This window comes from Corynebacterium sp. LK2590 (genome assembly GCF_040946105.1).
In the GTDB taxonomy this organism is placed as follows: Bacteria; Actinomycetota; Actinomycetes; order Mycobacteriales; family Mycobacteriaceae; genus Corynebacterium.
The window spans coordinates 1-22,381 of the sequence record NZ_JAYWMH010000006.1 but is presented as its reverse complement, the minus strand read 5'-3'; the positions used below and the strand labels follow the sequence as shown (position 1 = coordinate 22,381).

Genomic DNA, 22,381 nt, shown 5'->3' with positions numbered 1-22,381 from the left:
GTTAAGGAGTATTCACGTTGGGCAAGCACAGCACTGTTGCTAGCTACGAGGGGGCTAGCCTCGACGGCCAGGCGGTAGAAGCCAGCACCGGTGGCATCGCTAGCCGCCCCGTGCCGGGGCCGTCGCCGGAGGTGGAGCAGGAGCGGCGCCGCACGCTGCGGAACCACAAGATTTTCGTCACCGCGCTGCTGGGCCTGGCGGCCATCATCTTCTTCGCGTGCTCGTGGTGGCAGAACCAGCCCGGGGGCGCGCCGGTGTGGGTCGGCTACGTGCGCGCGGCCGCGGAGGCCGGCATGGTAGGCGGACTGGCGGACTGGTTCGCCGTCACGGCGCTGTTTAGGCACCCGATGGGCATTCCCATCCCGCACACGGCGCTCATCCCGCGCAAGAAGGACCAGGTGGGCGAGGCCCTGTCGGAGTTCGTCGGGGAGAACTTCCTCAACGCCGAGCTGATCACGGACAAGGTCTCCCAGGCGCAGCTGCCGGACAAGCTGGGCCGCTGGCTGTCCCAGGAGGAAAATGCCGCGAAGGTCTCCCGGGAGGCGGGCAAGCTGACGGCCAACGCCGTCCGCGCGCTGGACCCGAAGGACGCCGAGGCGCTCATCCAGTCCCAGATCCTGGACCGGCTGGCCGAGCCCGAGTGGGGCCCGCCGGCTGGGCGGCTGCTGGAAGGGCTTATCGCCGACGGTAAGGTCGAACCCGTCGTCGACGAGCTCATCGACTACGCCCACGCCAAGGTCGGCCAGATGGAAGAGCCCGTCGTGCGGCTCATCGACGAGCGCATGCCGCAGTGGGCGCCGCGCTTTGCGCGCTCGCTGGTAGGTGAGAAGGTCTACCGGGAGCTGGTCCAGTTCGCCGACGAGGTCAAGGCGGACAAGAACCACCCGGCTCGCCAGTCCATCCGCCGCAACCTGGACAAGTTCGCCGACGACCTGCAGCACGACCCGGGCATTATCCGCCGCGTGGAGGAGCTCAAGGTGGACCTGATGGGCTCGGAGCGCATGCAGCGCGCCCCGCAGGCCATCTGGCGCGAGTCGGCGGCCGCTATCATCGCGCAGGCCGAAGACCCGGACTCGATGCTGCGCGAGAAGATCCGGGACCTGTGCCTGCAGTGGGGCACCAATATCTGCGAGGACCCGCAGCTGCGCGCCAGCCTGGACCGCCGCATCAACGGCACCGCGGCCTTCCTGGCGGACAACTACTCCGGCGAGGTCACCTCGATCATCTCCGAGACCATCGAGCGCTGGGACGCGGAGGAAGCCTCCGAAAAGATCGAGCTCATGGTGGGCAAGGATCTGCAGTTCATCCGCCTGAACGGCACCATTGTCGGTGCGCTGGCCGGCTTGGTCATCTACACTGTTAATCACCTCATATTTGGCGTTTAGGGACGGTGTTCTGGGACTTCCCACTGGGCTCTCTCCGCGGCGCCGAATCCGCCTGCACGACCAGTTTTTAAAAATCCCATACCGGCACGACCTAAAGAACCGAACGAAAGTATTTCCCCGAGGAGAAAACCATGGCCGAGCACACGCAGCAGCCGAACAACGGAAACAACGACAAGTCCATCGCGGATTCCCTGAAGGGATCCTGGGGCTCGATCAAGGAGGCCGGCGCCTCCGCCCTGGGCGTGGCGAAGGACTTCACGGACCGCTTCCGCGAGGACCGCAGCAGCCACGTAACCGATAAGCCGGAGGTCGGCGAGGACGCCTCCCTGGTGGACAAGGCGAAGGCCGCCGCGAAGGACTACGGCGGATCCCTGCGCCGCGCGGTGGAGAGCACCAAGGACTCCGAGTCCTTCAACGCCGCCAAGGACAACTTCGGCCAAGCCTACAACGCCACCAAGGACGGCGTGAACGAGGCCGTCAACACCGCCCAGGAGCGCCGCCGCGCCAACGGTGCGACCACCGAGCAGGAAGGCGCCGGCAAGCACGCCAAGGGCGCGGATTCGGTGGCAGATCCGACGCAAGATATCATCGATGGAGAGGTAATCTCCACTGAGGACAACCAAGAGAAGTAGGTTTAACAGCTAGTGTTCTTTCTCGATAATCCCGTTATTTTCGTACTGACCGCGATCGAGATGGTGCTGTTCTGGGGCGTGGCCATCGCCGCCATCGTGGGCGCCGTGATGGCCGCCAACACCCGGGAGGACGCGTTCACGGCCGGGGACCGCCAGTCCAAGATGACGTGGGTTGCGATCATGGCCGGCTCGGCCCTGGCACTGCTGCTGAACCTGCCCTTCCTGAAGTGGATCGCGGCGGTCTGCGTGGGCGTCTACTGGTTCGACGTGCGCCCGCAGCTGCGCGCCCTCATCAACGGCGACTACCGCTACTAGGCTTTAGTGCCGCTATGTCGCTCAACGATGCCGAGTGGCTCGCCCAGCGGGTCTTCCGCGATCTGACCCGCGCGTCCCGGCCGCAGGTGGAGCGCGCCCTGCGGGAATCCGCCGGCCCCGTGCTGCTGAGCCCGCACCACCTGCCGCAGGCCGCCGCCGGCCACGTGGCGGCCGTCGCGGGCTTTCCCACCGGTAGGCACCACAGCCTCATTAAGGCCACGGAGGCCCGCCTGGCGGTCCAGAACGGCGCCGCCGAAATCTGGGTGGCAGTCGATGCCACCTTGAACGACCCCAACGCCCTGCTCACCGATCTGGTCACGGTCCGTGAGGCCTGCCCCGACCCGGTCGTGCTGGGCGTCATCCTCCCGGCTGCCGATGCCGCCGCCGACGCTACCGTGCTCGACACGGTGCTCGAGACGGCCGAGAAGGCCGGCTACCAGCGCGCCATCACCCGCGGCGACCAGGAGGGGTCAGAGACGACCCGCCTCGAGCAGGTCTACTGGGCGGATGCCCCCTTGGATACCGCGCAGCAGGTAGACGCGCTGGCCGCCGGCCGCGTGGCCATCGCCGCGCCTTAGGCCGGCTGCTGTTCCTGCTCGTTGGCGGCCCCGCCGGCGGCGTTCTGCGCCTCGGAGAGCTTGACGTTATCCCCGGCCACGGTGATCTTCAGCGTGCCCTCCTGGACCTGCACGTCCTCGATGGCTAGCGCGTTGCCGGCCATCTGATCGGACAGGCCGTCGGAGAGCGACTGGGTGATCTGCTGGGTGACCTCCGCGGGCAGCTCCATGCCGAAGAGGGTGGACTTGGTGGCCTCGATCTTCAGGTTGCCGTCGGCGGCGTGCGGGGTCAGCGACAGGGTGGCCAGCCCGCCGCCCAGCTGCACCTCGAGGACGTTCTCGGCGTCCTTGGAGGTGATGTCGGTGACCACGATATCGCCCAGCATGTCCAGGCCGGACTGCTCGCGCAGGCTGTCTTGGAAGGTCTTGAGCAGGAACTCGTCGGGCAGGGTGGTGGTGGCCACCAGGTGCCCGGCGGTCTCGGAGTTCATCTCCAGGTCGGTGACCTCGAGCTGCGCGGCGGGCTGGCCCTTGATGCCCGCGTCCGAGATGTCCAGCGTGGAGGGCACGTCCATGTTGATCTGCCCGATGGTGCCGCTGAGCACGCCGATGACCAGCGGGCTGGCGCCGAAGTTCACGGAAGGATCTTCCTGCATCACCACGCCGTCGGCCTCGGCGTTCTCGCGCAGCTGCGTCTTCATCCTGTCGCCGACGACCCAGCGCAGGCCGAACTCGGCCACGAGGACGAGAACCAGGAGGGCGACGAGCACCCCGACGATGATCTTCCAAGCCGTCGATGCGGCAGATTTCTTTTGAGCCATGCACACCAGTTTCGCCCATAACGGTGGGCTTCGGCAATGCGGGGCGCAAAAATCGCCCTAGGGGGCGACGAATTCCCAGTCCACGGTCAGCTGGTTGTCGCGCAGCCGGCGGCGGGAGGGCGCGATGGGCAGGCCGGCATCGCGAAGCAGGGCCTGGGCCATCCGCCAGCGCACGCGCGGGCCGTGCGGCGCCCAGCCGGCGCAGTGATCCCAGGCGCGATCCGCGGCCGAAAGCAGCTCGTAGATGCCCTCGCCCGGCACGTTGCGGTGGATGAGCGCCTTCGGCAGGCGCTCGGCGAGCTGGGAGGGCTGCTCCACGTCGAAGGGATCCCACGCCAGGGTCAGCGTCTGCGGGCCGGCAGCGTCCAGCAGGATCCAGGTGGCGCGGCGGCCCAGCTCGTCGCAGGTGCCCTCCACGAAGACCCCGCCCGGGGCCAGCCGCGCGCAGACCGTCTCCCAGGCCTCCGGAACCTGGTCGACGTCGTACTGGCGCAGCACGTTGAAGGCGCGCACCAGGTGCGGGCGGTAGCCGGCCAGCTCGAAGCCGCCGAGCTCGAATTCCACGCCGTCGCGCGGCGGCAGGACCCGCTCCGGGTTGACCTCCAGCCCCGTGACCCGCGTGTGCGGGTTGATCCGGCGCAGCCAGCGCGCCCATTCCACGGTGGTGGTGTGGGAGGCACCGTAGCCGACGTCGATGGCGTGCGGGACCGGGTGGCTGCGCAGCAGCGAGGTGATGTCCGGGTGGGCGTGCATCCACCGGTCGCAGCGCCGCAGTCGGTTGACCGCGGTGGTGCCGCGGGTAATGACGCCAAAAGGCCGACCCGCGCTGGGGTTAGCCTTCAGGTTATGCGCGTGGTCGGCCATTTAAGGAGCAAGCGTTTAGAGGTTGTCGGTGATCCACTTGTCGGTCAGGGCGCCCTCGTTGTTGAACAGCTCCTCGAGAGCCTCGCCCACCTTGGGCTCGATGGCAGCACCCATCATCGGGATGTTGACGGAGATCTCGTTGGTGTAGGCCAGGGTGGTGGTCTCGCCCTCGCCGGTCAGCTTGATCTCGCCCTTGAAGTCCACCGGGGTGCCCTTGACGTCGGCGGTGTAGTTGGCATCGGCCGCGTTGCCGTCCAGGTCAGAGGTGGTGAACACGCGCTTGACCTTCAGGTCCTGGGAAACCATGGCGCGCACGGCCTCCGGCAGCAGGGTGGTCGGCAGGATCTCGTACAGGATCGCGGTGTCGTTGGTGAAGTCGTGCACCTGGCCCGGATCCGGCGACAGGTTGGCTACCACGTACTCCCAGTAAGCCTCGGTACGCAGAGCTTCGTGCACCTTCTCGATGGGCTGATTGATAGTCACGGTGTTTTCGCTACGAGTTGACATGGTATACAGACTACCGTGGATAACGTGCCGAAAGAATTATTGACCCAGCAGCTGAATGAAATTGACGGGGTGGAGCTCGATCCACAGGTGACGTTCGCGGATCTGATCACCTTGCGCATCGGCGGCTCCCCGCGGGCCTGTGTGCGCGCCGCGACCCCCGAAGCAGCTGCCCAAGCCATCGCTGCTATCGATGCCTCCCGCGCGCCCCTAGTCATCGTCGGCGGCGGCTCCAACCTGGTCGTCGCCGAGGGCCAGCTCGACTACGTCGCCGTGCTGCTCGACTTTGACGCCGTGGCCATCGATGCCGAGACCGGCATCGTCCGCGCCCAAGCCGGCGCCAACTGGGACGCCGTGGTGGCTGCCACCGTCCAGGCGGGCCTGGGCGGCATCGAGTGCCTGTCCGGCATCCCGGGCAACGCGGGCGCCGTGCCGGTGCAAAACGTCGGCGCCTACGGGGCGGAGATTTCCGACGTGCTCACCCAGGTCAAGCTCTACCACCGGGAGAGTGGACAGACCGAGTGGGTGCCGGCCAGTGACCTGGAACTGGCCTATCGCTACTCCAACCTGAAGTTCACCGGCCGCGCCGTCGTGCTGGAAATCGAGCTGCAGCTGACCACCGACGGGCTCTCCCGGCCGCTGCGCTTCGGCCAGCTCACCGACACCCCGGGCGAGCAGCGCCCCGTCGCCGACGTACGCGAGCAGGTGCTCAGCCTGCGCCGCGGCAAGGGCATGGTCCTAGACGCCAGCGACCACGACACCTGGTCCGCCGGCTCCTTTTTCACCAACCCCATCGTGCCCAGCGCCGTCGCCGATTCCATCCAGGCCGCCACCGGCGAGGACTCCATGCCGCGCCATGTTGTTTCTGGTGGTGCTTCTGTTGGAAACGGCGAGAGCGGCACCCAGGAGAAACTGAGTGCCGCGTGGCTCATCCAGCGCGCCGGCTTCGACAAGGGCTACCCCGGCCACGGGGCCGCCACCCTGTCTACCAAGCACACGCTGGCGCTGACCAACCGGGGCGGGGCCAGCGCGGACGACATCGTTCGGCTCGCCCGCGACATCCGCGCCGGGGTAAAGAAGGCCTTCGGCGTGGAGCTGGTGCCCGAGCCGGTCTGGCTGGGCGTGAGTATCTAGCTGCTTGTCCTCGGGCTGCTTGTCCTCTAGCTATTTGTCCTCGGCCATGACCTGGTCCCACTCGTCCTTCTTGTCCAGGAAGGCGCGGGCGGCTTCCTGCGCGCCCTCGAGGGAGTGGTTAGCGCCCCAGCCGCACTGGACCTCGTTGGCGGCGGGGACCTCGGTGGCGTTCAGGATGTCGTTGAGCCCGCCCTCGAGCGCGCGCAGCAGCTCCTCGCGGCCCATGCCGTTGGTGATGGCGTAAAAGCCGGTCAGGCAGCCCATCGGGGCAAAGCCGATGAGCTTGTCGGTGTAATTGCGCATGAACTGGGCCATCATGTGCTCGATGGAGTGCATGGCCTTCGGATCCAGGTGCTCCTTGTTGGGCTGGCAGAAGCGCAGGTCGTACTTGATGACCTCCTTGCCATCGCCCAGATCCGTCTTGCCGGCCACGCGCACATACGGCGCGGCCACCAGGCGGTGGTCCAGCTCGAAGGATTCGACGTTCGACGGGGTCTTTTCGGAAGCGTTGTTCTTCTCAGTCATACCTCCCAGTCTAACGACACCCCGCCGGGGAGGGTGTCCATTTCTTGCGCACCCAGCGGGTGCTTTAAGGTCTATAGCTGTGACTAAGCACGAACCGGCGGACGCTGTACCCGTGGAGACCGTCGTCCCCATGGACGGCTCCGACGTCCTGCGCGTGGCCGGCCACTCGGAGGACGCCGATCCTTTAGCCCGCAGCAACCGGCTGCGCAAGGACAGCTGGGCGTTAGTCGTCCGGCGCACCTGGCGCGACTTCTTCCACGACGGCTTTTTGGACCGCGCCGCCGCGATGACCTACTTCACCCTCATGGCCTTTGCCCCGACGGTGCTGGCGGCCTATTCCATCGCCACGCTGCTGTTTGCCAGCCGCAAAGAAGAAGTTCTGCGGCTGACCTCGGAATTCATCGACCAGTACCTGCCGCAGACCTTCGAGGAACAGGCCAATTCCATCGTCGGCTCCATCATCGGCTCGACGGCCGAAGGCACCCTGGCGCTGGTGATCTCGGTGCTCATCTCCCTGTTTTCCGCCTCCGCCTACGTGCGGGCCTTCTCGCGGACCGCGAACCTGGTCTACGGCCGGATGGAGGGCCGCAGCCTCATCCGCACCTGGTCGCTGATGTGGGGCCTGACGGTGGTGCTGGTCATCGGCGCGGTCATCGTGCTTTTTGCCAACCTGCTGCGCGATACCATCGTCACCGGCGCCATCCAGCCCGTCGCCGACCAGCTCGGACTCCAAGAGGCCGCCGAATTCCTCATCAGCATCTTCCTGCCGGTGTGGAACTGGCTGCGTTTCCCCATCACGCTGCTGGTGGTCCTGACCCTGGTGGCGGTGCTCTACCACTACGCGCCCAACGTGCGTCCCGAGCGCTTCCGCTGGCTGACCCTGGGCTCCATCGTCGCTGTCGGGGTCAACGGCCTGGTCTGGTTCGCCTTCGGCCTGTTCGTGCAGTACGTGGCCAGCATGAGCGCCTACGGCGCCATCAGTACCGTCATGGCCCTGTTCGCCGCGATCTGGATCATGAACACGGTGCTCATCGTGGGCATCAAGATCGACGCCGAGATCCTGCGCGCCAAGGAACTGCAGCTGGGCCTGCACTCGGAGCAACACATCCAGGCCGCCCCGCGCGACGACACCGCCGCCCGCGCCCAACTCGCCGCCCAGGAAGACCTCTGGGCCCGCTCCGGAGACATCCGCGACGCCGCCGAGGCCGACAGCCCCGAAACTCCGGACGAGTCCTAGGCAGTCGCCAGCCCCGGGGTATAGGGCCAGCGCCTGCTAGCCGATCAGCAGGAACGCGAACAAGGTGTTGAGCACCGTTGCGGCGACCATCGGTACGGCGGTGCGCTTGACCAGGCGGACGGGGTTGACGTTGATGGCGCCGGAGACGATGATGACCGCGGCGTTGACGGGGGAGGCTTGCCGCATCAGATTCGAGGTGCCCCAGATTGCGGTGAGCATCTGCGGGGCGTGGATGGACGTGTCGGCGGCCAGCGAGGGAACGACCTCAGAAAAGGCGAAGTAGGGAGCAGTACCAGACCCAGTGAGCGCGGCCATCGCTGCGGTGGCTAGCACGAAGATGAGGACGATGACCACGGCGGCGCCGCGCGAACCTTCAGTGGCGCTAATGAGCATGTCGATGACGCCCATTTGCGTGATGCCCTCGATGAGCACCGCGGCCGCGACCAACAGGGCCACGACGCCAGCCGCACCTTCGCCCATCCCCTTGAAGAAAGACTTGCCGGAGTCGAGCGCGCCATTGATAGAGCGGTGTCGGGCAGACTCAATCACCATGGCGATGAGGAGGGAAACCACCGTGACAGGGAGAATGCCAGCCTCGAAAGGAAGGGCTCCCAGCCGGTTTAGAGCAGCCGAAATAAGAATGAGCACTAGCGGAAGCAGGGGCAGCAGGGCGTAGTAGCGCGGTAGGCCTGCGGCGCGCTCGATGGCGTCCCGTGCGGTCTGGTCTGAGGCGTCGGTAGGGACGGCATCGTCGGCAGTAGCGGCTTTATCCGCGGCGGCCTCCTTCAGGTCACAGCGGCGCTGCCACCACACGTGGATGAATGCTGTAATGACCAGCGTCGGAACGGTGGCCCAGGCGACCGAACCGTAAACGAATTCAGTGACGGACATGTCGGTGAGATCGGCGCCCTGGATGAGGCCGGCCTCTAGCGGGGTAGGGATGATGGTCGAAGACGTGACCACAATGGCGCCCACGGTGAGCGGAGTCAGCCCCGCGGCGATGAGGGCCGGCAACAGGGTGGCTACCAGGAGCAGCGAGAGGGAGGCGGCCGAGGGAATAACCAGGGAGAGCAGGTTACCTATCAGGAAACCGACTGGCACGAGCCAGTAGGAGCCCTTAAAACGGCGCAGCGGGCTGGAGAGCGCGACGACTGTCTTCGCGTCCGCGCCGATATGGCGCATATAAGACACGAAGCCGAAGAGCACCATGATCGCCATACCGATGCCGGAGAAGCGCTCCTTGAACAGGGATTCCACGACGAGCAACTGGTCGTAGAAGGAATTACCGGTGGGGTCGATTTCGGTGGCTCGGAACTCGGCGCGGCCGGTGGCAGCGGCGAGCATTAAGAGGATGACGCCAGTAAAGAAAATGGCAGAAGCTGCGTGAACCTTCTTGTAAATGAGGTAAGCCACCGCGGCGATGGAAAGCAGGGAGATGAACAGGTAGAGCATAAGGAGCCCTTTCGCTGATGGAGAGAGACAGGACTTGTTATAACCACTGCTGTTTTAGGATATCACCATCGCAGGCCGGTCACTCCCGAAATGGGAATAGAAATGAGAATCGTTATAAAAGTCAAAGCGAGAGTTCCGGGCAAGTTTGGGGCTGGGAGCCCGTCCTGGAACGCAAAACTTGTCCGGAACTCGCATTGGGGTCGCCGGGAGTGCGTTGGATGCGCCGGCAGGCTTGGGCACTGCCGTCGCTGGGCCGCGGCCGGGACACCTCAGGGCGGTTTAAGGCTGCCCAGGGCTTCCCGGCAAGAAAAGAGAGTTCCGGGCAAGTTTAGGGCTGGAACCCTGCCCCGGAGGGCAAAACTTGTCCGGAACTCTCGTGGTGGCGCCTAGAGCGGCTGGAGTGCCTAGAGCGCTAGGCCTCCGGGTAGAAGCCGTCCGCGCCGAGGCGGGCGTTCTCGTCCAGGAGCATGGCGGCCTCGGCCTGCTTGGACTCGCCGGGCAGGCGGCGGGACTCGATGATCTCGAACAGCGGGGCGCGGCCCAGCATGCCGGCCTCGAAGTGGGCGTGCCCGCGGGCTAGGCGCTGGTTGGCGTGGGCTAGCCAGGCATCGGCGGCGTCTTGGCCGCGCTGTTGGCGCACCGCGGCGTAGAAGACGCCGGGGTGGGCGTAGACCAGCAGGGCGCCGACGTGGCCGAAGCCCAGGGAGGTCAGCGCCGCCGCGCGGACGGGCTGGCCGCCGCCGGCAAGATCCAGCGGGCTGCGCAGCCAGACCAGGTTCTTCGCCTTGGGCGCAATCAGCGGATCCACGCAGTCCAGCGACACGTTCGCCGGCAGGACGCCGGTGCGGAAGACGTCGATGAGCCCGCCCGTCTGGAACAGGGCCGCGCCCGCCTTGGAGTGGCCGGTCAGGGTCTTCTGCGAGATGACGAACAGCGGCTGGTCGGCATCGCGGCCGATGGCCGGCCAGAGCAGGGAGTGCAGCTCCGACTCGTTCGGGTCGTTGGCGTTGGTGGAGGTGTCGTGCTTGGACAGCACGCTCACGTCGTTGGGGGAAAGCCCCAGCCCGCGCAGCGACTTGGCCAGGCGGGAGTTCTCCCGGCCGCGGCCGGCACCCAGCGCACCCAGGCCCGGGGCCGGGATGGAGGTGTGCGCGCCGTCGCCGTAGGAGGCCGCGTGCGCGACCACGGCGTGGACCGGCAGGCCGAGCTCGGCGGCCAGGCTGCCGCGGGCCAGGATGACGGTGCCGCCGCCCTCGCCCTCGAGGAAGCCGCCGCGGCGCCGGTCGTTGGCGCGGGAGATGAACCGGCCGTCGATGCCCTTGTCCAGCATCGCCGCGGTCTCCGCCGTAGCGTTCATGTCGCCGAAGCCGGTCAGGGACTCGACCTGCACGTCGTCGATGCCGCCGGCGATGACCACGTCGGCCTTACCCAGGGCAATCTTGTCCACGCCCTCCTCGATGGACACGGCCGCGGTGGCGCAGGCGCCGATGGGGTGAATCATCGAGCCGTAGCCGCCCACCAGCGACTGCATGGTGTGCGCCGCGATGACGTTCGGCAGCGCCTCCTGCAGGATGTCGCTGGGCCGGTCGCCTCCCAGGAAGCGGGTGACGAAGACCTTGTGCAGGCTCTCCATGCCGCCGATGCCGGTGCCCTGCGTCGTGGCCACCTGGCCCGGGTGCACGGCCTGGAGCAGCTCGGTGGGGCTGAATCCGGCCTGGGTGAAGGCATCGACGGCCGTGACCAGGTTCCAGACCGCCATGCGGTCCAGCGAGTCCAGCATGTGGTCCGGAATGCCCCAGCGGGAGGCGTCGAAGTTGTCCGGCATCTGGGCCGCGATGGTGCGCGTCAGCGTGGCCTTGCGCGGCACCTGCACGCGGGCGCCCTTGAGGCGGGTGACCTCCCACTCGTCGTCGGCCGGCTGAATGCGGACGAAGTCCGGGTCGGCGGTGGCGATGTCGCGGGCGGACTGCTCGTCGGGCACGGTGAAGGTGATGTCGCGGTCCAGGAAGACCTCGGTGAGATCGATGGAGCCCTGGTCGACCAGGTGGTACTTGTCGCTGAGCGTGCGCACGCCGGCGCGCGCGACGACCTCGTCGCGGAAGCGGGAGTAGATCTCCTCCTCGGCGACCTCGTTGCCCTCGGCGTCGAACCAGCCCGGGTGCGGATCCTCCGACCAGGAAATCAGCCCGGTCATCCAGGCCAGCTCGAGCACGCCCGCGGCGGTCAGCTCGGCGCCGCCGTCGCGGTCCAGGCCGTATTCGGCCTCGAAGCGGGTGCGGCCCGAGCCCCAGGAGCTGACCTCGCCCACGCCGGCGATGACCACCAGGTCATCCAGGTCCGTCGTGACTGTGCCAACGCCTTCGTCCGGGGTGGCGCCCAGCACCGGCTGCTGCGGGCGCGCCGGGGTGGGCAGGGCGGTGATCGTGGCGGGGGCTTCGGCTACCTCCTCCGTCGCCGCCGGCTGGGCGGCGGCGTTTTCGGCCAGCTCGCGCAGGGACACGCCCTCCAGCCCGCCGGTCAGGTCGAGCTCGACCGGGGTCTGGGCGGCGCGCTCGCGGTTGTCGGCGGAGGCCAGGTCCAGCAGCTGCGCGGAGATCTCCTGCGGGGACCAGACGTGGATGCCGGCGGCCTCGGCGGCGGGCACCAGGCCGTCGTTACCGCCCATCAGGTGGGTGCCGGCCACCCAGCCGATCTTCGCCTGCGCCAGGGTGACGCCGGCCGGCCAGCCGGCCTCGGCGCTCCACTTGGCCAGGATGGCATCGAGGGCGGCCTTGACCTCGCCGTAGGCGCCGTCGCCGCCGAACACGCCGCGGTTCGGCGAGCCGGGCAGCACGACGTGGCAGCGGGTGTCCACGGCCTGCTGCGCCAGGGAGCTCAGGCCCGCGATGGTGCGCTCCAGCGACCACAGCAGCAGGCGGGCTTGGTTCTCGGTGGCGGAGCCGGCATCGGCCAGCGAGCCGGTAACCGAAGGCGCGGCGAAGGGGAAGGCCAGCGTCGGGGTCAGCGCGGGCTTTAGGATCTTGACCTCGTTGCCCACGGACTCGCGCTGCTCGGTGCCGATCCACTCGATGAGCGAATCCACGTCGCGGAAGCTGGACAGGTTGGCCGGCACCAGCCACAGGGCCGCGCCTGGGGCGGCGTGGCGGGCGTAGAGCTTGCGGGCGAATTCCTTGCGGGACTGGCTGACCCGGGAGGCGGTCATGATGACCGTGGCACCCCCGGCCAGCAGGCCCTCCACCAGGGCGGAGGCAATCGAGCCTGGCGCCGCGCCGGTGACCAGCGCGACCTCGCCGGCAAAGTCGCCGGCCGGGTCCTGGCCCGCCAGCTTGGCGATGCCGCGCAGGCGCCGCTCGGCAGCCTCCGGCAGGTCGCCGTGCTCGGCCCACCAGGTGGCCTGCTCTGCGACGGTCTGGCCCGCCCCGCTAAAGCGGACGGTGTCCTGGTCCGCCGTGTCGGCCGCGTCCGTCTCGCCCAGGGCGATGCGGGCAAGATCCTCGCGGGCGCTGGCCCAGCGGTCGTCGAAGAGGACGGCGCGGTTGGCGTCGAAGGACGGGGTGACCAGCTTGAGCCAGCCGGAGCCGAGCTCGGCCTCGACGGCCTCGATGAGCGTGGTGTCCGGGGCCTCGGGCGTGGTCTCCTGCGGGGCAAGTCCCAGCTGGTCGAGCACCTGGCGCGCGGCGGTGGCCAGCACGCCGTTTTCGCCGGTGACGGTCTCGGCGTAGGCCTCCAGCGCGGCGGAGTCCACCACGCCGCCGCCGGCCGCGGAGCTGGCCGCGCCCTTGCTGACGGTGACGGAGTAATCCGCTGCGACGGCCTCGATGGCCTGGTCCAGAAGGTCGGTGACCGCGGACTTGGAGCTGGCCGAATCCGGCAGGGTGGCCAGGCTGCCGCCGCGCACGGAGTCCTCCGCGCGGGTGCCCAGGAGTACCTCGGCCTCCACGAAGGCGGTCCAGGACTCGGGCAGGCCCCAGGTGCCGGTGACGTACTCGCCCACGAAGGCCGGCTTCAGGCCGGCGGCGCCGAAGAGCTGGCGCAGGCGGGAGCCGATGGCCTCGGTGAGCACGGAGCCGAAGGCGGCGTAGCCGGGCGCGGCGGTGTTGACGCGTTCGCGCAGGGTGGCGACGTCGGCATCGGCGGCGCCGTCGATGGCGGGCACGCCGATCTCGGCCGACATGTCCATCAGCAGCTGGTTGCGGCGCGAGGACACGCCGTTGGTCAGCTCCTCGACGGTGTCCGTGTCATTGATCTGGGACAGGCGGATCTTGTTCTGGAAGGCAAAGAGCACCATGATGGCCTGCGCCGCGTCGAAGTTAAGCTCCGGAGCGGCAGACGCCGGGGCGCCTGCAGCCGGGGCAGCCGGGGCAGCAGGCGTAGACGGAGCCGGGGCAGGCGCGGGGGCCGCGGCCGGCTTGGCGGTGGCCGGCTCAGCAGTGGAGTCCGAGTCTGCGGCCGCGGCCTCCTCCGGCGCCGGGGTGGCTGGGGCGGAGCGCACGTCGGAGAGCATGACCTGGTCCTGGTCGCGCTCGACGTTGTAGACGGGCAGCTCGAGGCCGGCCACGGCGAGGGAGCGCTGCGCCAGGTTGGTCAGCGTCGGGGAGCTGGCCAGGCCGACCTCGATGATCTGGTCGACGCGGCCGAAGAGCAGCTCCTGGGTCTCGATCCAGCGCACCGGGGAGGCGAACTGCCAGGACAGCAGCTCGATCATGAGCAGGCGGGCCAGCTGGTTGTCGTCCATGTCGTCCACGCGCAGGCCGTCCAGGCGGCCGGAGGGCGCCAGCGGGGCGACGGCGTCGACGAAGTCCTGGGTCAGCTCGAACGGGCGGGCCACCAGGTTCGGCACGTAGCGGCCGACCAGGGCGTCCAGGTCGAGCTGCTCCGGCAGGAGCTCGTCCAGCTTGTCGGCAAACGCCGGCACGCCGTCGCGCAGCACGCGGGAGTGGAAGGGCACGTCGATGCCCGGCACCATCACCACGGCACGGTCCTTGATGGCGTTGGTCTTTTCCAGCAGCGCGGCCAGGCCGGCCTTGGTGCCGGCCACGGAGTACTGCTGGCCGGCGATGTTGTAGTTGACGATCTCCAGGAACTCGCCGGTGGCTTCGGCCACGCCGGCGACGTAGTCGGCGACGTCCTCGGCCGGGATGCCCACCATGTTCGGGCGCAGCGCGGCCATGGCGTAGTTGGAGTTGCCCTCTGCATCGCGCGGGACCAGCGAGCCCATGGCGGAGCCGCGGGAGTAGACGATGTCGATAACGCCCTCGAGGTCGAAGATGTTGGCCAGCGAGGCCAGGGCGGTGTACTCGCCCAGGGAGTGGCCGGCGTAGTAGGAGCCGGACGCCAGGGCGTCGGCCTCGCGGAGGCGCTCGGTCTGGGCGTAGGCGACCACGGCCAGGGCGACCTGGGTGAACTGGGTCAGGTGCAGCACGCCCTGCGGGTGGCGGAAGACCTCGCCGCGTACGGCCAGCTCGGTCGGGTTCTCATCGATGATCTGCTGGATGGAGAAGCCGAGGTGGTCGCGGGTGTGCCGGTCAGCGCGGCGCCAGATCTCGCGGGCGGCCGGGGAGGCGTCGCGGTCGCTGCGGCCCATGCCGGGGGCCTGGATGCCCTGGCCCGGGTAGACGTAGGCGGTGCGCGGCTGGGCCAGCAGGGCCTGGCCGACGGAGACGACCTCGCCGTCGATGCGGCAGGTGACCTCCAGGGCGGCGTGGATGCCCTTGCGGCCGACGCGCTCGACGGTGATCTCTACGGCATCGTTGAGCTGGACCATCCCGAACATGGAGTAGGTCCAGCCCACCACTCGGCCCTGGCGCCCGGCCAGGTGCTGGGCGGTGGCAGACAGCCACATGCCGTGCACCAGCGGGGCGGACAGGCCGACCAGGCCGGCGGCGTTGGCGGAGGTGTGGATCGGGTTGTAGTCGCCGGAGACCAGCGCGAAGGGGGTCATGTCAGCCGGGGCGGTGACCACGGCGCGGTCCAGGAAGGAGCGCGGGGTGGATTCCACCTTGGCGGCGGACTTGCCGCCGCCCCACTCCGGGGCGGGGCTGGGCTGGTTGTGGCCGTGGGCGCGGCCGCGGATGGCAAAGCGCTGCATCTGGGTGGCCACGACCTCGCCGCTGGCGTGGTCGCGCAGCTCCAACTCGACGGTGACGATCCGCCCGGAGCTGGACTCCTCAATGGCCGAGCACCAGGAGGTCACGTCAATGCGCCGGCGGTCGGCCAGCTCCTCGAGCGGGACGCGCACGTCGATGACGTGGTTGAGGTGGACGGCGTTGAGCAGGCCCTCGATGACCGGGTAGCCATCCTCCAGCTGCCCGGAGCCCAGGGCGGTGTAGATGGCCGGCCAGCAGGGCCCGACCAGCACGTCCGGGGTGCCGGCGGCGGGGCTGGCCGATGCCTCCTCGGCCGGGGTGTTAGCCGGCAGGGCCGCGCCGGTCACGGCGGTGTGGGCGGACAGGAGGGAGGCCGGCAGGTGGAAGGAATAGTGGGCGACGCCGAAGGGGGTGGACTCGGTGATAGAGCCCGGCACGATCTGGGGCATCTCGGTGATTTCGTCGCCCTGCTCGGCGGTGGAGCCGACGCCGGCCAGGCCGGACAGGAGGGCGAAGACGGAGTCGGGCAGGCGCTCGTCGGAGACGACCGGGGAGCCGCCGGTGGCCACGTCTGCCGGCAGGTCCACCGGGACGGTGACCTCGCGGACGTAGAAGGGGCGCTCGTATTCCGGCAGGTTGTCCCAGTAGGAGTCCGCGGTAATGCGGATGGACCAGTTGCCGTCCTCGTCCTGGATGAGGTCGTAGGCGTCCGGGTCCATCTCGTAGGCGGGGTTGGCCATCAGGTGGCCGTGCCAGACCAGGGTGGGAGCGGCGCGCAGGAAGGCGGCGGCATCGCGGGCGTCGGCCAGGCGGGAGAAAGCCTCGACCGGCTGCTGGCCCGCGGTCTCCAGGGACTGCGTGGTGCCCTGCTCGAAGCGGGCGAGCAGCTCGGCGACGGGCTCGTTGAGTTTGGTGATACCAGCAACGGCCACCGGGCCGGGGATGATGCGGACCTGGTCGGCGGTGTAGCGGGCGTCCTGGGCCTGCCAGAGGGTGTCCTTGCCGAACCAAGTCTTGAGATCGCCATCGATGGCGGGCACCCACGGCATGGGCTTGACGTGCTTGTAGTGCAGGGAGATCCACCAGGCGGCATCGCGCGGCGAGACCTGGACCTCGTTTGCCTCCGGGTAGGCCTCCAGCAGCCGGGCGGCGGCGGCCGGGGCGTCGGCGACGTCGTCGACGGTGGCAAAAAGGGTGTCGATCTCGCCGTGATCGGCGGCGTTGAGGCGCGCCTCGATGCGGTGGAGCAGGTCGAGGAAGCGGTCGTCCCAGCTGGGATCGGCGAAGGGGTGGGCCAGCTCGACGAAGCGGTTGACCCACTCGGCATAAGTCATGGTCTCCACGTCGCCGAAGTAGGGCTTCGAGGTCTTGGCGAGCGCGGCGATGATGTCCTCGCGCCAGGCGCCGTAGTCCTCGATGGGCAGGGAGGTGATAAGGCGGGAGGCCTTGGCGAAGGAGTTGTCCAGGTCGTGGATGTCGGCCAGCAGGTGGGACTGGGAGGAGGCCACGCCGCCGGTGCCCTGGCCGCGGCCGACCCAGCCGCCGTTGTCGTTCGGGGTGACACCCGGAGTGTCGACTAGCAGCTGCTTGACGGAGTCGGTGGCCTTGGCCTCCTTAGTGGCCATGGCGACGGTGCCGATGAAGACGGCATCGACGGGCATGGCCGGCAGGTCGTAGTCGGTGGACCAAGAACCGGTCAGGTAGGTCGCGGCGCGCTCCGGGGAGGAGATGCCGCCGCCGACGGCCAGCAGCACGTTGCGGTGGGCGCGGATATCGGCGTAGGTGGCCAGCAGCATGTCGTCCAGGTTGACCCAGGAGTGGTGGCCGCCGGCGTGGCCGTCCTCGACCTGCATGAGGATGACCGAGTCCGGGTTGGCGGCGGCGATCTTCAAGGTGTCCTGGATCTGGCGGGCCGTGCCCGGCTTGAAGGAGACGAAGGGGAAGCCGTCCGCGTGCAGCTGGTCGAGCAGGGCCGTGGCCTCGTCGACCTCCGGGATGCCGGCGGAAACGCACACGCCGTTAAACGGGGCGCCGGCCGCGCGGGCCTTCGGCACGATGCGCGCCTGGCCGAACTGCAGGTTCCACAGGAAGCGGTCGAAGAACATGGTGTTGAACTGGGCGGTGCGGCCCGGCTTGAGCTGCGCCTCCAGGTTCTTGCGGTGCTCGGTGAAGACCTCATCCGAGTACATGCCGCCGCCGGCCAGCTCGGTCCAGTGGCCGGCGTTGGCGGCCGCGGCGACGATGTCCGCGTCCGCCGAGGTCGGCGTCATCCCGCCTAGCATGATGGGCGACAGGCCCGTGGCGGCGGAAAAGCGCGTCTGGGTGTAGACGCCGCCGTCCGGCAGGCGCACCAGGCGTGGGGCGAACTCGGAGTAGTCCGTGCCCTCCGGCAGCTCGCTGCCCGGGGTGGCCAGCGCGTTGCGGGCGGCGGCGGTGGTGGTGTCCACGATGGCCACGCCGGTGCCGGCCACCAGCGGCTGGGTCAGCTTGGTCAGGCCCTTGTCCAGGCTCAGCAGGTAGTCGGCGTCCAGGGCGGCGACGGTGGCCGGCCAGTCGTGCTCGTTGACCAGGATCTGCTGGGCGAGCGTGCGGGCGAAGTCTTCGTCGAGCCCGCACTTGCCGGCGAATTCGACGGTGCGTTCGACGGCGCCGGCCAGGCTGGCGTGATGGAAGGGCAGGGCCACCGGCAGGTAGTCGAAGACGGGGGCGAGCTCGTCGCCGCCGAATTCGCGGGACTCCAGGCGCTCGTTGAAGGCGGCGGCCGCGGTGGTGACGGCCGTCTCCGTGGCGGCCAGGTCCTCCGGCGTGCCCGCGATGACGAAGTGGCGGCGGCCGTTGACCACCGCCACGGCGGCCTCACCGGCCAGGTGCTGTTCCACCTGCGCGCGGTTCAGGCCCCGGATGGAGAGCATGTGGCTGCGGGTGTCGTGGGCGCCGTGGACCTGGGCGGCGGCGGTGCCCATGAGCACGGCCAGCAGCAGGGCGTCCTGCGGGGTCTCCACCGCGGCCGCGCCCAGGGATCCCTGCGAGTGGCCGGCGGTCTGCGCCTTGTCCACGTTCAGGCCGAGGTCGCGCAGCTGGCCCACGGCGGCGATCTGGCCCAGGACGATGCCCGGTACCGAGTAGGCCGGGAAGGCGTCCGCGTCGACGGCCTCGGCGGCCGGCGCGCCGGGCTTGTCAGCGGCAGCGGCCTCCGCGCTGGTGGTCTCCGGGCTGTGCAGCAGGGACTCCAGGCGCTCGAACACACCCGGGCAGGTGGAGGCGATGGTCCGGGCCACCGGGCCGGCGGCCACGCGCACCTGGGCGAGCAACCCGGTCAACTGCTCCGCCTGCGGGCTCGCTCCGGCGGCGGCCACTGCCTCTTGCCAGGGGGAACCTTGGCCGGCGAAAAGGAGGGCCGGTGAGGTCTCAGCGGCGTTTAACGTCAACAAGGGAGTCAAAGACATATAGGTGTCTACCTCGATTTTTCTGGATTTGGCAACAACTTGTGTGGCACCAACTTCTCCTGTTGCTGGGAACGATGTTGTTAGCAATAGGAAATCAATGCGGTCTAGACACAGTAACCCATCCCACAGCCGCAGACGTACCGCCACGCGCGAAATGTGAGTAATTACTCATATTTTGGGGGCGGGTGACTTCCTCGCGCGGCCGGCGCCGAATCCGCCGGGCGCGGACGCGAATCTGCCGGGAGCGGTTTCGCTGGGCCCAGTTACTGTGCGGCGGCAGCGCCCAGGCGTCGAAACTAAGTAGTTATCTAGATAACGTGAATATTAGGTTGCGAGTTTCTTGCTGAAAGTCTCCGACGGCAAGCCAAAGGCCTTGCGATGCGCAGATGGCCGAGTTATAGGAGGTCTTTTGCGTGATCGGGGGTATCAAGCGAAAGCCATTTGCCTACTGGTGTTGGTCGCAGGGAGACATTTGATCCGCCGCCTGCTTAGGTTCAGGCATAATTGGCGAGTATGAGAGGCGACGTAAACGACATTGTTCGGATATTTGACGGCAACGACACGGAGCTTGTTATCCCCGTCTACCAACGCAATTATGACTGGAGTGAAGAACAGTGCTCGAGGTTGTTTGATGATCTTGTTGAGGTCATCAAACAAGGGCGTCTAAAACATTTCTTCGGGGCAGTCGTGGGGAACCCGGAGACCAAATTTCGTTGGGTTATCATTGATGGTCAGCAACGTATCACGACCGTTAGCCTGCTTATCTTGGCTTTGGTGGATTCGCTAGATGCTGAGGAAATCGAATCGGAAGACCCAGAGTTGGCCGACAGACTGCGGCGTAACTATCTAGAAAACTCCGGCTCCACTGTCGCAGAACCGAAGCTCAAACTGAAGCCAGTCAAAGACGACATGGATTCTTACCGGCGGCTGCTGACCGGGCAAGAGTTTAATGAGCGCTCCAACGCCACCGCGAACTACCGCTATTTCCGGGAGCGGATCGTAGCTGGTGAATTAAACGGCGATGAGCTCTGGGAAGCCATCGGGCGTCTACAGGCGATGATTCTCGATCTAGAACCGCACGATGAGCCGCAGCGAATCTTCGAGTCCTTGAATTCAACAGGTAAGAGTCTTACCGAGGCGGACAAGATCCGTAACTTGGTCCTTATGGGGCAGCCCGTGGACGTGCAAGACCGCCTGTACGAGGACTTTTGGAACCGAATCGAGCATAACGTCTCGTTCGAGACGAATACCTTTATTCGTTTGTACTTGGTGTCTCGTACTCGTAGGATGCCTCGTTTTGACGCCTTGTATGACGCTTTCAAGAAGTTCTTGGTGAATGAGGGGCGGGAAGTAGAAGAAACGTTGCGTTTAATGCGCGACTATTCCGAGTATTTCCGGGATCTCAACTCCGCGCAGACTGGGGTCCCCTACGCTGACAAGAGGCTGCGTCGATTAAATCTTGCCCCGCACGAGGTGGCCATGCCGGCGTTGATGCCCCTGTTGGCGGACTATCGGGAAGGTGCCATTTCCGCTGATGACTTTGCTAAGACTGTAGAGCTCATCGATTCCTACATTTTCCGGCGCCTTGTGGTGGGATTGCAGACGAATGCTCTAAATAAGATCTTTGCCACCCTGTACAGCGAGGCTCGAAGAATTCGACATGGGGGGGCTTCCATCGCTGATGTGATTGCATTCCTGCTCTACCGGCGCGCAGATACATCCGGCGAGTTTCCGGATGACGAGAGATTCGCTGAAGCATTCAAGACTAAGAACTTCTTCAACTTCCGCGCTCAGAACCGGCGGTATCTCTTTGAATGCCTGGAAAATGGGTTTTCTAAGGACACCGTGGACATTGCGAACGCACTTGAGAGAGGAGACTTGTCCGTCGAGCACATTATGCCGCAAACGCTCACAAAGGAGTGGCGAGCATCCTTGGGGCCGGAGGCCGAAGAGATTCATCAGACTTGGCTGCACCGTATCGGCAATCTGACCGTTACTGGGTACAACTCCGAATACTCCAACTATTCGTTCCAATTGAAGAAGACGGTTGAGGAGGGCTTTAACGCTTCGCCTTACCGGCTCAATCGATTGGTCAAGACCGAAAACGAATGGGGCGTGGAACAGATGCGTCGCCGTACCGATGACTTGGTTGAACAGGCTTTGACGTACTGGCCGATGCCTTCGAGCGAATTCGAGCCGAAGCGGGAACCCCTGCCGCAGATTCCCATGGGGGAGGACACGGACTTTAGCAACCGGAGAATCGTTGCCTACGATTTCGATGAGATGTCTGTGGCGGTTAGTAGCTACAGGGAGCTGATGCGTTCCCTGATTAAGCACTTCGTGACGCAGAGAAGGGATGACATCTTTGCGTATGCGGCAGGACCTTCAGTCGGATTCACTGCGGGGGCGAAACCTGCCAATAGGTATCAGGAAGAAATTGTTCCTGAGCTGTGGGTGACGACTCGAAATTCCACTCACGACAAAATGACGATTCTGCGGAGTCTTTTTGCCCACCTCGATTTGGACCCAGATGAATTGGTATTCACTCTGCGCCCGGAACCCGCTAGGGAAGAAGAAGCTGAGGAAGAAGGGTGTTTCTCCGATGTCATTAAATACTTGCCGCAGTTCGAAGCGCTAGAGGGGACGGACGCTACCGAAGAGGATATTGCTCCCCTGCGTGCTGGGCTTGAAGGCGCAATGGCAAGCCATTTTCCCGAGCCTCTACCCATGCGGGATACGGGGAATTTGCTCACGGAAGCGACTGAGTCAGAGCTTGAGCCGGAGGAAATCGCGGCGGCTTTTCAGTCGTTGGTTGCTGTCGACAAGCTGCTCTCGGGCCAATACCGAAACGCAGTTGTCAATGGCACTGTATCGGCATTGCTGAGGCAGCTGAAACGATTTAATTAGGTCTAATTGCTGCGCTGGGTCAACGTCTAACTTCGCTACGAACTGTGCAGGGGTAAAACCCTGATGTTTTTAAGCAGGAGAGAGCTCGTAAACTGTGACCTAGAGCTAGCATCACCCCCTTAACAGGGGTGGTTATTGGCTGATTGGGCGGAAGTATTTATCCACGTCACAGAGCTTTGGAATATCTTGAGACGCCTCTTTGCCGGGTTTTGCTAATTTTCTACGCTATTTTCATGAAACAGATCACTATGACTGGCTACACACGGTAGCTTAGAGTGCAACCTCATCACAGGTTAGTCTCATGAAAATGCCGGTGCAGCTCAGTTGCTGTTATCCCGAGTGGCAGGGTTGCACCCAAAGCATGGAGGTATCTCCCCCCTATGACAGTTAAGAAGATCATTGCCACCCTGGCAGCCGGTTCCCTGACCCTTGGGTTGGCTGCCTGTGGGAGTGACGGATCGTCCGCCGGAGGCAACTACGTACTAGCTAACGGCACTGAACCACAAAATCCCCTAA

At 66.4% G+C, this 22,381-nt stretch carries 13 protein-coding genes; 7 read left to right on the top strand and 6 right to left on the bottom strand.

Features of this window, described 5'->3' with window-relative positions; all coding sequences use genetic code 11:
- Positions 1–95 precede the first annotated feature (95 nt).
- From VVR85_RS08220 to VVR85_RS08205, 4 genes are all read left to right on the top strand, one after another.
- Complete coding sequence (locus VVR85_RS08220) at positions 96–1,385, top strand: DUF445 domain-containing protein (RefSeq protein WP_368520593.1); 1,290 nt, start codon at positions 96–98, stop codon at positions 1,383–1,385.
- Between the two features lie 131 nt (positions 1,386–1,516).
- Entirely contained in the window at positions 1,517–2,017 is a 501-nt protein-coding gene (locus VVR85_RS08215; RefSeq protein ID WP_368520440.1) for a CGLAU_01105 family protein, read from the top strand.
- Positions 2,018–2,053: 36 nt separating this feature from the next.
- Positions 2,054–2,332: a DUF2516 family protein gene (locus tag VVR85_RS08210; protein ID WP_371259779.1), complete on the top strand. Its 279-nt coding sequence runs from the start codon at positions 2,054–2,056 to the stop codon at positions 2,330–2,332.
- 14 nt (positions 2,333–2,346) lie between these two features.
- Positions 2,347–2,910 (top strand): hypothetical protein, encoded by a 564-nt coding sequence (locus tag VVR85_RS08205; RefSeq protein ID WP_368520439.1) that lies wholly within the window; start codon positions 2,347–2,349, stop codon positions 2,908–2,910.
- Here the strand turns inward: VVR85_RS08205 and VVR85_RS08200 are convergent.
- The 3 genes from VVR85_RS08200 to VVR85_RS08190 are packed head-to-tail and all read right to left on the bottom strand — an operon-like array spanning position 2,907 to position 5,081.
- A complete protein-coding gene (locus tag VVR85_RS08200) occupies positions 2,907–3,710 on the bottom strand; it encodes a DUF2993 domain-containing protein (RefSeq protein WP_368520438.1) in 804 nt (267 codons plus the stop codon). The two genes, VVR85_RS08205 and VVR85_RS08200, sit on opposite strands and share 4 nt — an antisense overlap.
- A 57-nt stretch (positions 3,711–3,767) precedes the next feature.
- Entirely contained in the window at positions 3,768–4,574 is an 807-nt protein-coding gene (locus VVR85_RS08195) for a class I SAM-dependent methyltransferase (RefSeq protein WP_368520437.1), read from the bottom strand.
- A gap of 15 nt (positions 4,575–4,589) precedes the next feature.
- A complete protein-coding gene (locus VVR85_RS08190; RefSeq protein ID WP_368520436.1) occupies positions 4,590–5,081 on the bottom strand; it encodes a DUF2505 domain-containing protein in 492 nt (163 codons plus the stop codon).
- 24 nt (positions 5,082–5,105) lie between these two features.
- Between VVR85_RS08190 and VVR85_RS08185 the strand changes: the two genes are divergently transcribed.
- Positions 5,106–6,212 carry a UDP-N-acetylmuramate dehydrogenase gene (locus VVR85_RS08185; RefSeq protein ID WP_368520435.1) on the top strand — a complete coding sequence of 369 codons (1,107 nt, stop codon included), beginning with the start codon at positions 5,106–5,108 and terminating at the stop codon, positions 6,210–6,212.
- A 30-nt stretch (positions 6,213–6,242) separates the two neighbouring features.
- Here VVR85_RS08185 and VVR85_RS08180 read toward each other — a convergent pair whose 3' ends face one another.
- Positions 6,243–6,737 carry an S-ribosylhomocysteine lyase gene (locus VVR85_RS08180; protein WP_368520434.1) on the bottom strand — a complete coding sequence of 165 codons (495 nt, stop codon included), beginning with the start codon at positions 6,735–6,737 and terminating at the stop codon, positions 6,243–6,245.
- 79 nt (positions 6,738–6,816) lie between these two features.
- On the opposite strand from VVR85_RS08180, the gene VVR85_RS08175 reads away from it, so the two are divergent.
- The gene (locus tag VVR85_RS08175; RefSeq protein WP_368520433.1) at positions 6,817–7,974 is read left to right on the top strand and encodes a YihY/virulence factor BrkB family protein; all 1,158 of its coding nucleotides are present in this window, start codon (positions 6,817–6,819) and stop codon (positions 7,972–7,974) included.
- A 36-nt stretch (positions 7,975–8,010) separates the two neighbouring features.
- Here the strand turns inward: VVR85_RS08175 and dcuC are convergent, their stop codons facing one another.
- Together dcuC and VVR85_RS08165 are read right to left on the bottom strand one after the other, a co-directional pair.
- The gene (gene dcuC / locus VVR85_RS08170; protein ID WP_368520432.1) at positions 8,011–9,426 is read right to left on the bottom strand and encodes a C4-dicarboxylate transporter DcuC; all 1,416 of its coding nucleotides are present in this window, start codon (positions 9,424–9,426) and stop codon (positions 8,011–8,013) included.
- Positions 9,427–9,838: 412 nt separating this feature from the next.
- Positions 9,839–18,958 (bottom strand): fatty acid synthase subunit beta domain-containing protein, encoded by a 9,120-nt coding sequence (locus VVR85_RS08165; RefSeq protein ID WP_368520431.1) that lies wholly within the window; start codon positions 18,956–18,958, stop codon positions 9,839–9,841.
- Between the two features lie 513 nt (positions 18,959–19,471).
- Here VVR85_RS08165 and VVR85_RS08160 point away from each other — a divergent pair.
- A complete protein-coding gene (locus VVR85_RS08160) occupies positions 19,472–21,865 on the top strand; it encodes a DUF262 domain-containing protein (RefSeq protein WP_368520430.1) in 2,394 nt (797 codons plus the stop codon).
- Positions 21,866–22,381: the final 516 nt, after the last annotated feature.